This window comes from Micromonospora palomenae, assembly GCF_007829925.1.
Classification (GTDB): Bacteria; Actinomycetota; Actinomycetes; order Mycobacteriales; family Micromonosporaceae; genus Micromonospora; species Micromonospora purpureochromogenes.
On record NZ_VIXA01000005.1, the window covers coordinates 387,784 to 400,411 of the forward strand.

Annotated in this window: 14 protein-coding genes; 6 read left to right on the plus strand and 8 right to left on the minus strand. The window is 75.4% G+C overall.

The annotated features are described in order from the left end of the window. Positions 1–10: 10 nt before the first annotated feature. Positions 11–325, minus strand: a complete 315-nt coding sequence (locus FHX75_RS28740) for an STAS domain-containing protein (protein WP_211364626.1) — start codon at positions 323–325, stop codon at positions 11–13. 95 nt (positions 326–420) lie between these two features. Here FHX75_RS28740 and map point away from each other — a divergent pair, with 95 nt between their 5' ends. Both map and FHX75_RS28750 read left to right on the plus strand, forming a co-directional pair. After that, entirely contained in the window at positions 421–1,278 is an 858-nt protein-coding gene (gene map, locus FHX75_RS28745) for a type I methionyl aminopeptidase (RefSeq protein WP_088963427.1), read from the plus strand. After that, positions 1,275–1,991, plus strand: a complete 717-nt coding sequence (locus tag FHX75_RS28750) for a VIT1/CCC1 transporter family protein (protein WP_154943552.1) — start codon at positions 1,275–1,277, stop codon at positions 1,989–1,991. Before map ends, FHX75_RS28750 begins: the two co-directional genes overlap by 4 nt. A 113-nt stretch (positions 1,992–2,104) precedes the next feature. Here the strand turns inward: FHX75_RS28750 and FHX75_RS28755 are convergent, their stop codons facing one another. The 7 genes from FHX75_RS28755 to FHX75_RS28785 form a co-directional block, all read right to left on the minus strand. Further along, entirely contained in the window at positions 2,105–2,842 is a 738-nt protein-coding gene (locus FHX75_RS28755; RefSeq protein WP_154943554.1) for a nucleotidyltransferase domain-containing protein, read from the minus strand. Positions 2,843–2,930: 88 nt separating this feature from the next. Continuing rightward, positions 2,931–3,422, minus strand: a complete 492-nt coding sequence (locus tag FHX75_RS28760) for a nitroreductase family deazaflavin-dependent oxidoreductase (protein WP_154943556.1) — start codon at positions 3,420–3,422, stop codon at positions 2,931–2,933. Between the two features lie 42 nt (positions 3,423–3,464). Continuing rightward, on the minus strand, positions 3,465–6,209 hold the full coding sequence (locus FHX75_RS28765) for an FtsX-like permease family protein (RefSeq protein ID WP_246158779.1): 2,745 nt from the start codon (positions 6,207–6,209) through the stop codon (positions 3,465–3,467). Beyond that, on the minus strand, positions 6,206–6,940 hold the full coding sequence (locus tag FHX75_RS28770) for an ABC transporter ATP-binding protein (RefSeq protein WP_154943558.1): 735 nt from the start codon (positions 6,938–6,940) through the stop codon (positions 6,206–6,208). Before FHX75_RS28770 ends, FHX75_RS28765 begins: the two co-directional genes overlap by 4 nt. 31 nt (positions 6,941–6,971) lie before the next feature. Further along, positions 6,972–7,556: a PadR family transcriptional regulator gene (locus tag FHX75_RS28775; RefSeq protein ID WP_154943560.1), complete on the minus strand. Its 585-nt coding sequence runs from the start codon at positions 7,554–7,556 to the stop codon at positions 6,972–6,974. A 58-nt stretch (positions 7,557–7,614) separates the two neighbouring features. Beyond that, entirely contained in the window at positions 7,615–8,064 is a 450-nt protein-coding gene (locus FHX75_RS28780) for a ferritin-like domain-containing protein (RefSeq protein ID WP_154943562.1), read from the minus strand. Then, positions 8,061–8,510, minus strand: coding sequence for a hypothetical protein (locus FHX75_RS28785; RefSeq protein ID WP_211364598.1), 450 nt, complete (start codon positions 8,508–8,510; stop codon positions 8,061–8,063). Before FHX75_RS28785 ends, FHX75_RS28780 begins: the two co-directional genes overlap by 4 nt. A gap of 230 nt (positions 8,511–8,740) precedes the next feature. On the opposite strand from FHX75_RS28785, the gene rimP reads away from it, so the two are divergent. The 4 genes from rimP to FHX75_RS28805 all read left to right on the plus strand — a co-directional run. After that, positions 8,741–9,448, plus strand: a complete 708-nt coding sequence (rimP, locus tag FHX75_RS28790) for a ribosome maturation factor RimP (protein WP_154942756.1) — start codon at positions 8,741–8,743, stop codon at positions 9,446–9,448. Then, on the plus strand, positions 9,445–10,488 hold the full coding sequence (gene nusA / locus FHX75_RS28795) for a transcription termination factor NusA (RefSeq protein WP_154942757.1): 1,044 nt from the start codon (positions 9,445–9,447) through the stop codon (positions 10,486–10,488). The genes rimP and nusA overlap by 4 nt, the downstream gene beginning before the upstream one ends. Before the next feature lie 16 nt (positions 10,489–10,504). Continuing rightward, complete coding sequence (locus tag FHX75_RS28800; RefSeq protein WP_154942758.1) at positions 10,505–10,837, plus strand: YlxR family protein; 333 nt, start codon at positions 10,505–10,507, stop codon at positions 10,835–10,837. A 93-nt stretch (positions 10,838–10,930) separates the two neighbouring features. After that, positions 10,931–12,628 (plus strand): translation initiation factor IF-2 N-terminal domain-containing protein (locus FHX75_RS28805; RefSeq protein WP_154943564.1); only part of this gene is annotated, 1,698 nt, incomplete at its 3' end.

Genomic DNA, 12,628 nt, shown 5'->3' on the forward strand with positions numbered 1-12,628 from the left:
GCGGCGCCGGTCAGTCCCGGCGCAGCCAGTCCTGCTCGCCGAGGCCGGAGATCTCCAGCACCCGGGCGACCTGCCGGGACGGCAGCACGGCCAGCCGGCCGGGAACGCGCTGGGCTAGTTGGACGACGGCGTGGATGGCGGCCGAGTCGAAGAACGTCACGGCCCGCAGGTCCAGCGTGACCCGCGCGGCGGGCTCGCGCAGGGCGGCCTGGAGCATGGTGTCGGCGGTCGCCATGTCGACCTCGCCGGTCACCACGACGTGGAGGTGGTCTCCGTCGAGCTCCGCACTCACGGAGAAGACGGGAGGTGCTCCTCCTTGATCCACGCAGCCACAATGGCACAGCCGTATGCGCACGGCAACAACCGTCGCGGCCCGGCCGTAGCGGGGGTCACCGCGGGGCTCGGCGATAGGCTGTCGCCATGACCGTCCGTGCGCCGCTGACCCCAGGCACGCTCTCCCCGTGGCGAGCGGTTCCTGGCCACATCGTCCGTCCGGAGTACGTGGGCAAGAAGCGTCCGCAGGAGTGGCGTGGCTCGCACGTGCAGACCCCGGAGACCATCGAGAAGATGCGGGTCGCCGGTCGGCTCGCCGCCCAGGCGACCCAGCTCGCCGGCGAGCACTGCAAGCCGGGGGTGACCACCGACGAGATCGACCGGGTGGTGCACGAGTTCCTCGTCGACCACGGCGCCTACCCGTCGACCCTGGGCTACAAGGGCTTCCCGAAGTCCTGCTGCACCAGCCTCAACGAGGTGATCTGCCACGGCATCCCCGACTCGACGGTGCTCCAGGACGGCGACATCATCAACGTCGACGTCACGGCGTACCTCGACGGGGTGCACGGCGACACCGACGCGACGTTCTGCGTCGGGGAGGTCGGCGAGGAGGCCCGGCTGCTGGTCGAGCGCACCCACGAGGCGATGATGCGCGGGATCAAGGCGGTCAAGCCCGGCCGCCAGATCAACGTGATCGGCCGGGTCATCGAGTCGTACGCCAAGCGGTTCGGCTACGGCGTGGTGCGGGACTTCACCGGTCACGGCATCGGCGAGGCCTTCCACAGCGGCCTCTACGTGCCGCACTACGACAGCCCGCGCCCGACCGACATCATGGAACCGGGGATGACGTTCACCGTCGAGCCGATGATCACCCTCGGCACGTACCAGTACGACATGTGGGACGACGGCTGGACGGTGGTCACCAAGGACCGCAGGTGGACGGCCCAGTTCGAGCACACCATCGTCGTCACCGACGACGGTTACGAGATCCTGACCCTGCCGTGACCGAGACCCCGGCCGCGTTGCGGGAGGCGCACCACGCGGACGTGTCCGGCGGCTGGCTGCGCCCGGCCGTCTTCGGCGCGATGGACGGGCTGGTCACCAACATCGCCCTGATCGCGGGCGTCGGCGGCGGTGGCGTCTCCCCGCGCAGCATCGTGCTCACCGGCACCGCCGGCCTGGTCGCCGGCGCCATCTCGATGGGGCTGGGGGAGTACACCAGCGTCCGCTCGGCCAACGAGCAGGTCGCCGCCGAGGTGGCCAAGGAACGGCGCGAGCTGGAGCGGCACCCCGAGGCGGAGGCCCGCGAGCTGGCCGACGCGTGGGTCGCCCGGGGCCTGCCCCGCGACCTCGCCACCCAGGTCGCCGAGGCGGTCCGGCGCAACCCGGAGGAGGCGCTGCGGGTGCACGTCCGGGAGGAGCTGGGCGTCGACCCCGACGAGCAGCCCAGCCCCTGGTCGGCGGCGACCTCGTCGTTCCTCTGCTTCTCGGTCGGGGCGCTGGTGCCGCTGCTGACCTACCTGCTCGGTTTCACCAGCCTCTGGCTGGCGCTCGGCGTCGGCGCGGTGGGGCTCTTCGTGGCCGGGGCGATCGTCGCCCGGTTCACCAACCGCCCCTGGTGGACCAGCGGCCTGCGCCAACTCCTGCTCGGCACCGCCGCCGCCGCGGCCACCTACCTCGTCGGCGCCCTCATCGGCATCCAGGGCGGCATCAGCTAACCCCCTCCCCGGTCCCCTCCCAACGCGCACGTTCAGAGGAAGAGTGGCTATTCCGCGTCGGATAGCCACTCTTTCTCTGAAAGAGGGCGCACGGAAGGCGGGCGGTGGGGGGGTCAGGTGGTGAGGAGGTCGTCGACGGTGCCGTCGACCGGGCGGCCGCGGGCGGCCAGTTCGTCGGCCTGCCGGCGCAGCACCGCACCCACCTCGGTCATGTCCGCGCCGGCCAGCCCGGTACGCCGGACCGCGTCGCCGGGATCGCGGAAGTAGGTGCGGGTGAGCAGCCCGGTCACCGTGGCCGCCGCCAGCCGCGCCTCGCCGAGCATCAGCAGCGCCTGGTCGGTCTCGTACCACTCGGCGAGCCGGGCCGCCCGGGCGTGCGCCGCGCAGCCCCGGTACCAGGCCTGCCGGGCGGCGGTGCTGAACTCCGCCGGGCGGGCCCGGGCCAACCGGCCCAGGTGCTCGTCGCGCAGGGTGCGCAGCCAGCCGGTCGGGTCGTACAGGGCGGTGGTGGTGACGTACCGGTCGGCGGTCAACGGCCAGAGCGCGCTCAGCGCCCGGGCCTGCCGCAGGTACTCCTCGGCGCCGGCCACGGTGAGGTCGACCAGCACGCCGTCCACCCGCCGGGTGGACGGCACCGGGCCGGCCCCGGCCCGGTAGGTGGCCAGCAGCAGCCCGACCTCCCGGTCCCCGCCGCCGTCGTCGTCGCCGTGCGCCAGCGGACCGTGCACCGCCACCGCCAGGATGTCCGCCGGGAACCGCCGCCGGGCCGCCTCGGCCACCCGCTCGGCGACCCGCCACCGTGGATCGTCGAGGTGCTCCTCGGCGCCGATCTCGGTGCTGCTGACGCCCACCGGGTACCACCTCCGTCACGGTCCACGCACCGTCGGTACACCGCACCCTAGCCAGCGCCGGCCGCCGTGTCGGGCCGCCGCGCCCGGGTCAGGCCGGCGCGTCGCCGTCCGGTCCGCCGGTCGGCACCAGCCGGAAGATCCGGATCTCCCGGCCGCCGGCCCGCTCGACGTACGTCCGGTACGCCGGCCACTCGGTGACCAGCAGCCGCCACAGCCGGTCCCGCTCGGCGTCGGTGGCCAGCTCGGCGCGGACCGCGACCCGGCGTCCCTTCACGTCCACCTCGGCGTTCGGGTCGGCGAGCAGGTTCATCGCCCAGCCCGGCTGGTGCTGCTGCCCCCAGTTCGACCCGATCACCACGTACGCGTCGCCGTCCGGCACGTACAGCAGTGGGTTGCTGCGGGGCTGGCCGGAACGGCGGCCGGTGGTGGTGATGACCAGCGAGGGGATCAGCCCGAGCGCGACCACCCGGCCGCGGGTGAGCCGCCCGACCACCCGGTCGGCGGGGACGAGCAGACGCATGGTGGCGCCGAACCACGCGTGGTGACCGAGTCGGCGCGTGAGGGTTCCCAGGACGGACACGCCGCCAGTCTGCCGGCTCGGCGGGCCCGGCGACACCCCCGGCTACTCCAGCCGTCGCTCCACCGCCAGCCGGGACCGGGTGAACAGCCCCGCGCCGAGCATCGCCACCAGCGGCACCACCACCAGCACCCCGAGGGTCGGCCAGGGCACCACCACCGGGTACGGCGTCTCCACCGGCCAGGCCTCGGCGTACTGGCGGTTGACCGAGGTCAGGATGATCACCGCCGAGCCGAGGCCGGCCACGATGCCCAGCACCGAGCCGAGGCCGGCGATCACTCCGGCCTGGCAGAGGGAAAGCACCCGGCGTACCCCCGGACTGGCGCCGACGGCGGCGAGCGTGGACAGGTCCCGGCGGCCCTCCGCCGCGGCGAGCCCGGTGGCCGTGCCGGCCGCGCCCAGGGTGATCACGCCGGCGCCGAGCGCCAGCAGGAGCAGCAGCGGTCGCTGGTCCGACGCCGGCGGCCCCGACTCCACCTCGACCAGCACCGGCGCCAGCGACCGCAGCTCGGCGGCGAGACGCCGCTGCTGGGCGGCGCTCGGTGTGCCGTCGGTCTGCACCGCGTAGCCGAGGTGTTCGGCGGCCAGGCCGAGCCTCGTCGCCGTCGGGGCGGAGAGCACCAGCCGGTCGACCGGCAGGCCACCGCGCAGCACGTACCCGGGGACGGCGAGGGTGGTGCTCACCGGCGGACCGGAACCCGCGGACGTCCGGTCGGCCGTCACCGCCACCGTCCCGTCCACCAGGTAGCGCGGATCGGTCACCACCACTCCGCCGGCCCGCAGCACGGCGGTCGCCCGCGCCACCTCGTCCGGCGGGGCGTCGGTGAGGGCCGGCAGGGCGGCCCCGTCGTCCACCAGCACCGGCAGGTACATCCCCTGTGGACTGGGTGTCGGCCGCCGGCAGCGCGGGTCCGCCAGGGCCCGCTGCCGGACGGCGGCCGACCGGAACACCTCCGCCTCGAACGGGCAGACCTGCTCGGGCGGCAGCATCGCGGTGACCGTGCAGTAGTCGTCGGGCTCGCGGGGCGCCGCGCAGATCGGCACGTCGACCGGGCCGACCGAGCCGGCGGGGAGCACGGCCCGCACCCGGTCGGCGACCGCGGGCACCGGCGGCAGGCCCGTCCCGTTCGCCGGCCCGGACCGCAGCAGCAGCACGTGACCGGGCGGGAGGCCGGGCTGCCAGTCGGCGCGGGTGCGGGCGTCGTCGCTGGCGACGTAGACGCCGAGGGCGACGCTGCCGGCGACCGCGGCCATCACCGCGGAGATGGCCGGCCCCGCCGAGGAGCGGTTGCGGCTGGCGTCGCGCAGCGCGATCCGCGGCGCCAGCGGCAGCGCCCGGCCGGCCCGGGCGAGCAGCCCGATCAGGGTGGGAGTGGCGAAGACCAGCCCCAGCTCGCCGAGGGTCAGCCCGGCGAGGATCACCGCCGGCCCGCTCCGCTGCGCCCCGATCGCGGCGATCGCGGACCCGACGACGGTCAGCGCCGCGCCGAGGACGAGCCAGCGGCGGCGGTGCGGCGGAACGGTGCGCCGTCCGGCCAGGCCCGCCACCACGTCCTGTCGGGCCGCGGCCCAGGCCGGGGCGAGCGCGGCCAGCACCCCGGCCAGCACGGCCACCGCCGCGATCAGGGCCAGCGCCGCCGGGAAGACCCGGTAGCCGCCGGCGCGGGCACCGAAGAGGTACTGCTCGACCAGCGGCCGACCGGCGAACGCGGCGGCTATGCCGAGCGCGAGCCCGAGCGCCGCCCCGCCGGCGCCCAGCACCACCCCGTCGGCGAGCACGATCCGGCGCAGGTGGGCCGCGTCGCCGCCGGCCACCGCCACCAGGGCGAGATCCCGGCGTCGCCGGCGGACGCCGACCGCGAAGGCCGGCCCGACCATCAGCACGACCTCCAGCAGGCCGAGCCCGCCGACCAGCACCACCGTGCCGGTCTCCTCGGCGTCGCCCGGGACCGGCGTACGGGTCTGGTCGGTCTCGACGACGGCCGCGCCGGGGACCGGTGTCCGCGCGCTGATCGTGATGCCGTGCGCGTTGAGCCGGTCGGTCAGCGTCGCGTCCACCGGTCCCGGCAGGTCGACCAGCCAGCTCTCCTCCGCCGCGCTCTCCGGCGGGGGCGCCGCCCCCGGGTGCAGCGCGACCACCTCGGTCAGGTCGTCGGGGAACTCCACCATGCCGACCACCGTGTAGCTCCGGGAGCCGTCGGCCAGGGTCACCCGCTCGCCCACCTCGGCTCCGAGGCGGCGCAACGCCCAGGCGCTGACCGCGATCTCGTCGGGGCCGGTGGGCGTCCGGCCGGCGCGCAGCCGGGCCGTCGACCGGGCGAGCGGGTCGGCCAGGTCGAGCGACCGGCCGTTGAGAGCCACGAGGTCGTCGTCGACGCGTACCTCGAACGGCACCCACCAGCGCACCCGGGCGACCCGGCTGCCGGCCGGCAGCAGCGCGACGACCGCCTCGGCGGTGACCCGGCGGACGCGCGACTTGTCGTCCCCGGTCGGGTAGGCGTTGTCGCCCCACGGGTCCTGCGTCACCGCGGTGTCGGCGGTCCAGCGCAGCTCGGCGTCGGCGGCGCCGAGCCGCTGCGCGGCGCGTTCGCCGCGGGTGAGCGCGGCCATGTCGTAGCTGACCGCGACGAAGGTCAGCGCCAGCACCGGCAGCGTGATCATCGCCAGCACCAGCGCGGTACGCCCGCGCGCCCGGCGCGCCTCCCGGCGGGCGATCCGCAGCGCGACCCGCCACGAACCGACCGCCCCGGCGAAGCGCCCGTCGCCGCGCCGCACCGGCGACCGCCTCACCGACCGCTGCCGGAGAGCAGTTGCTCGACACCACCCAGCGGCGCGGTCGAGTCGACCATCACCCCGTCGCGCAGGAAGACCACCCGGTCGGCCCAGCCGGCGTGCCGGGCCTCGTGGGTGACCAGCACGCCGGCCGCCCCCGCGTCGACCCGGCGGCGCAGCAGGGCCAGCACCGCCTCCCCGGTCTGCGAGTCCAGCGCCCCGGTCGGCTCGTCGGCCAGCACCAGCCGGCGCTCGCCCACCAATGCCCGGGCGATCGCCACCCGCTGCTGCTGGCCGCCGGACATCTGGTCGGGGAAGCGCCCGCCGAGCCCGGTCAGCCCCACCTCGTCCAGCGCGGCCAGCGCCGCCCGGCGCGCCGGCCGGACGCCGACGCCGTCGAGTTCGAGGGGGAGCGCCACGTTCTCCGCCGCGGTGAGGCTGCCGAGCAGGTTGAGGTCCTGGAAGACGTAACCGATCCGGCGGCGGCGCAGCCGGGCCAGCTCGCGGCGGTCGAGCGCGCCCAGCGACTGGCCCTCGACCCGCACCTCACCGGCGGTGGGGCTGTCCAGCCCGCCGGCCAGGGTCAGCAGGGTCGACTTGCCGGAGCCGGAGGGGCCCATCACGGCGACCAGCTCGCCCGGTTCGACGGTGAGGCTCACCCCACGCAGCGCGTGCACGGCGGCCGCGCCCCCGCCGTGGGTGCGGTGCACCTCCCGCAGTTCGAGCACCGGGCCGCCGGCCGCGTTCACCGCACGCCCGCCCGCTCGTGGTCGCCGTCGCTCACCGGCGGGCCTCCTCGTCGGCGTGCCACACCGCCCCGGGCCGCCCGGTGGGGCTCGTGGGCGGGGCCGGGCGGTACCGGACCAGGCTCGTCTCGCAGTGGTCCAGCCAGCGGATCTCCGCCTCGGCCTGGAACACCATCGCGTCCAGCACCAGCCGCCAGGGCAGGTCCTCCGGCCGGTCGCTGGCGAACTTCAACCGGGTCAACTCCTGCAACGTGCGCATGGTCGCGCTGCGCTGGGTCTGCACCACGGACCGGACGTCGACGCCGGGGGTGGTCAGGGCCAGGGCCAGCTTGATGGAGAGTTCGTCCCGGGGCCGGTCGGCGCGGCTGATCGGGGTGGCGAACCAGAGCGCCAGGTCCGCCCGCCCGGCGTCGGTGATCTCGTACGGCCGCTGCCCGCCCTCGTGCTCGGGCAGCGAACGGACCAGCCCGTCGCGTTCCAGCCGGTTGAGGGTGGTGTAGACCTGCCCGATGTTCAGCGGCCAGGTCGAGCCGGTCGACTCCTCGAACGCGGCGCGCAGCTGGTAGCCGTACATCTGGCCACGCTCGAGCAGGGCGAGCAGGCCGTGACGGATGGACATGGCAACGGAGTATGCATACCTGGTATGCGCTCCGCAACCGGAGCGCCGGTCGGCACGCTCAGGTGGGCCGGCCGGGGAACGCCACGGTGACCGGCGACACCCCGGCGGTCCGCCGCCACCGGGTGGCGCGCACGGCGCAGTCGGTCAGCGCGTTCAACGCCCGGGTGCGGTCCGCGCCGGTGGTCACCGGCAGCGCCGCGCGCCAGAACGCCGCCGTCCGCTCCTCGATCTCCACCGCCAGCCGCAGCGCGGCGGCCCGGTCGGTGACCGGGAACGGCAGCGCGTAGCCGGCCCGGTCCGCCGGGACCTGGCCACCCCCGGCGCTGAGCTGGAGCACCAGCGCGTCGCGCCGGGCCCGGTGCGCCGCCTCGGCCGACCGGGCGTCGCGGCGGGCGGCGTCGGTGAGCCGTACCCCGATCGGGCCGTACGCGAAGATCGCCGCGTACTCGGCGGCCAGCGCGTCCGCCAGCGCCTGGGCCGGGTCGGTGGGTGCCTGTCGCCGGGTCACCGCAGCACCTCCACGTGGGTGGCGCGGGCGGCGGCGATCGAGCCGAGCACGGCGGCCCGCTCCGCCGGGGCCGCCCCGCACGCCTTCGCGGCCGACTCCCGGCCGCGCTTTTCCGCCGCTCGCAGCTCGGCGAGCAGTCCGTCCCGCTCGGTCGCCGGCGGGGTGGCGCCGGCGGCGGGGGAGCCGGAGGGCGCGGGGCGCCCGATCAGCCGCTGGATCTCCTCGGCGTGCGCGGCGTGCGCGTCGGCGATCGGGGTGAGCCGGTCGGCCAGCGCCGGATCGGCCGCGACGGCGGCCCGGTGCCGGGCGGCCAGCTCGCGTGACTCGGCGGCCAGCGGCTCCAGCGGGTCGGGCGGCGGGGGCGGTTCGTTCCGGTCGAAAAGATCACAGCCAGTCAGCGGCAGGGTCGCGCCGCCCGCCGTCAGGAGTGCCCCCGCGCGCAGCAGCGCCCGCCGGGTTTGCCCCGGTCCACCGCGCTGCGTAGTCGTTCTTCCTGTCGCCACCGGACAAGTCAACACCATCTCCGCCGTCAGGTGGGCGACCGGCGTCGGTGCGCCGCCCGGCCCGGTGCCCGGCCGGCGCGTTACGCTCTGCGCAGCCACCGGCGGGTTCGCCCCGGTGGCGTGTGGGCATGCGGGCCACCGGGCCGCCGCACAACAGGAGAAGGGTGCGCCAGATGACGCAGCGTGGCCGTGCCACCAGGCCGACGGGCCCGACGGGGCGACCCCGTCGTACCGACGGCCCCCGGGGCGGGGACCGTGCGGGCGCACCCCGGGGCGGTGACCTCGCCGCCCGGCGCAACCGACTGCGCGAGGTGATCGAACCCGTCGTGCAGGGTGCCGGGTACGACCTGGAGGACCTGTCGGTGTCCCGGGCCGGCCGGCGGCACGTCGTACGCGTGATCGTGGACGCCGACGGCGGGATCAACCTGGACGCCGTCGCGGACGTCTCCCGGGCGGTCTCGGCGGCGCTGGACGCGGCCGAGGAGGCCGGCGGCGACATCGTGGCGGGCGAGTACCAGCTGGAGGTCAGCTCACCCGGCGTGGACCGGCCGCTCACCCTGCCCCGGCACTGGCGGCGCAACGTGGGCCGCCTGGTCAAGGTGACCACCCGGGCCGGCGCGGGCCTGCCCGGGCCGCGCGGCGAGCAGCCCGTCGGGGACCGCCAGGTCACCGGCCGGGTGGTGGCGGCCGACGACGAGCGCGTGGTGCTGGAGACCGACTCCGGCCGCACCGAGCACCCGTACGCCGAGCTCGGCCCCGGCCGCGTGCAGGTCGAGTTCACCCGCCTCGACGAGATCGACGAGGCCGGCGACGACACCGGCGACATTGACGACATTGACGACATCGACGACGAAGATGATGTGGAGGACGAGGAGAGGTGAACATCGACCTCGCGGCGCTGCGCGCACTCGAGCGCGAGCGGGAGATCCCGTTCGACACGATCCTCGCGGCGATCGAGACCGCGCTGCTGACCGCCTACCGGCACACCGACGGGGCCGAGCCGCACGCCCGGGTGGAGATCGACCGCAAGACCGGGGCCGCCCTGGTCTACGCCCAGGAGGTCGACTCCGACGGCACCGTGGTGCGGGAGTGGGACGACACCCCGCACGACTTCGGGCGGATCGCCGCCATGACCGCCAAGCAGGTGATCCTCCAGCGGCTGCGGGAGGCCACCGACGAGGTGCACTTCGGCGAGTACGTCGGCCGCGAGGGTGACCTGGTCACCGGGGTGGTGCAGGCGCACGAGGCGCGGGTCGAGAAGGGCATCGTCAGCGTCGACCTGGGCAAGCTGGAGGGCGTCCTGCCGCAGTCCGAGCAGGTGCCCGGCGAGCGGTACGTCCACGGCGAGCGGATCCGCTGCGTCGTGGTGCACGTGGCCAAGGGGATGCGCGGCCCGCAGATCACCCTCTCCCGCTCGCACCCCGCGCTGGTCAAGAAGCTCTTCGCGCTGGAGGTGCCGGAGATCGCCGACGGCACCGTGGAGATCGGCGCGATCGCGCGTGAGGCAGGTCACCGTACGAAGATCGCGGTGCGCTCCACCACGCAGGGCGTGAACGCCAAGGGCGCCTGCATCGGCCCGATGGGCCAGCGGGTCCGCGCGGTGATGAGCGAGCTGCACGGTGAGAAGATCGACATCATCGACTGGTCGGACGACCCGGCGACCTTCGTCGGCAACGCGTTGTCGCCGGCCAAGGCGCTGCGGGTCGAGGTGGTCGACCTGGCCAGCCGGACCGCCCGGGTCACCGTGCCGGACTTCCAGCTCTCGCTGGCGATCGGGCGCGAGGGGCAGAACGCCCGGCTTGCTGCCCGACTGACCGGTTGGCGGATCGACATCCGGTCGGACGCGGAGCAGACCAGCCCGGCGGGACGGGGCGGAGCCGATCACGTGCCGGAGCCGGGCGGCGCGATCTCGAGCAGCTAGGGGTAGACTTCCTCCAGTGGTACGACGCGCGCAGCCGGAGCGCACCTGTGTGGGTTGCCGGAGACGTGCGCCGGCCAGCGAATTGCTGCGGTTCGTCGCGGTCGGCGACGAGGCTGGTCACAGCCTCCGGCCTGATCCGGCCCGCAGGCTGCCGGGTCGGGGAGCGCACATGCACCCGGATCCGGCCTGCTTCGCGCAGGCGGTGCGGCGGCGCGCCTTCGGGCGTGCGCTGCGCATCACCGGGGTCCTCGACCACGGCGAGCTGGCGGAGCACGTCGATGCGCCAACCACTACGTCCGGTCAACCCGACCGGGCGAGGGTCGCTAGCAAGGTAGGACGACCGACATGAGCACACGATGAAGTCCCTGAAATGACCAGGCTTCAAGTGCACGAGTGAGGTTGTTGCGGGTACTGCCCGCACGACCTCGGAGTGAGGAGTGCAGTGGCAGGTAAGGCCCGCGTACACGAGCTGGCAAAAGAGCTCGGGGTCGAAAGCAAGACCGTTCTCGCCAAGCTGAAGGAAATGGGCGAGTTCGTGAAGTCCGCGTCCAGCACCGTCGAGGCGCCCGTCGCCCGACGGCTGCGTGGCGCATTCGTCGCGTCCGCCGGAGGCACCACGGCGCAGGCCGCCCCGCCGGCGGCCGCACCGACTCCGGCCTCGACCCCGACGCCGTCCCCGGCCCCGGGCGCCCCCCGGGTGTCGGCCAAGCCGATGCCGCCCCGGCGGCCGGCCGCGCCGACCCCTGGGCCGAAGCCCAAGGGCCCCGTTCCCGGTCCGCCGCAGCCGGCGGCCCCGGTCGCCAAGCCGGCGAGCGCCCACGACATCGAGGTGGCGGCCGCCGAGGCGCGTGCCGCCGCGCTGAAGGCTGAGCAGGAGGCCGCGGTCAAGGCCGCGCAGGCCGCCCGCCAGCAGCAGCGCGAGAACGTCCGACGGGAGCCCCCGACCGAGGGTGGTCCCCGTCCGGGTCCCCGCCCGGGTCCCAACGCCGTGCCCCCGCGTCCGGGTACCCCGGCCGCCGGTCGTCCCGGCGCGCCGACCCCGGGTCCGGGTGCCCGTCCGGGCGGTCGTCCGCCGGCGCGCGGCGCCGGTAACAACCCGTTCGGTATCCAGGGCGGCCAGCAGCGGCCGCCGGCCGCCGGTGGCCCCCGGCCCAGCCCGGCGGGCATGCCGCCGCGGCCGAGCCCGGCCTCCATGCCGCCGCGGCCCAGCCCGGCCTCCATGCCGAGCCAGCGGCCCACCACCGGTCGCCCCGGCGGCCCCGGTGGCGGTCGTGGCGGCCCCGGTGGCGGCGCAGGTCGTCCCGGCGGCGGTGCCGGCGGTGGCTTCCGCGGCGGTCCCGGTGGCGGTGGCGGTGGCGGTGGCTTCCGTGGCGGTCCCGGTGGCGGCGGCGGTGGCGGTGGCTTCCGTGGCGGTCCCGGTGGCGGCGGCGGTGCTCCGGGCGGCGGTTTCCGTCCGGGTGCCCCGGCCGGCGGCGGTGGTCGTCCCGGTGGCGGCGGTCGTGGCCGTGGCGGCGGTGCCGCGGGTGCCTTCGGGCGTCCGGGTGGCCGGCCGACGCGCGGTCGCAAGTCCAAGAAGCAGCGCAGACAGGAGTTCGACAACCTGTCGGCCCCGACCATGAGCTCGGGTGCCCCCCGGGGTCAGGGTCAGGTCGTCCGGCTCTCCCGTGGCGCCTCGCTGTCGGACTTCGCCGACAAGATCAACGCCAACCCGGGTTCGCTGGTCCAGGAGATGTTCAACCTGGGCGAGATGGTCACCGCGACCCAGTCCTGCTCTGACGAGACCCTGCTGCTGCTGGGTGAGCACCTCGGCTTCGACGTGCAGATCGTCAGCCCGGAGGACGAGGACCGCGAGCTGCTCGCGCAGTTCAACATCGACCTCGACGCCGAGGTCGCGGAGGAGCGGCTGGTCAGCCGTGCGCCGGTGGTGACCGTCATGGGTCACGTCGACCACGGTAAGACCAAGCTGCTCGACGCGATCCGCAAGGCGAACGTCGTGGCCGGTGAGGCGGGTGGCATCACCCAGCACATCGGTGCCTACCAGGTCCACGTCCCGCACGAGGGCGAGGACCGGGCGGTGACCTTCATCGACACGCCGGGTCACGAGGCGTTCACCGCCATGCGTGCCCGTGGTGCCCAGGTG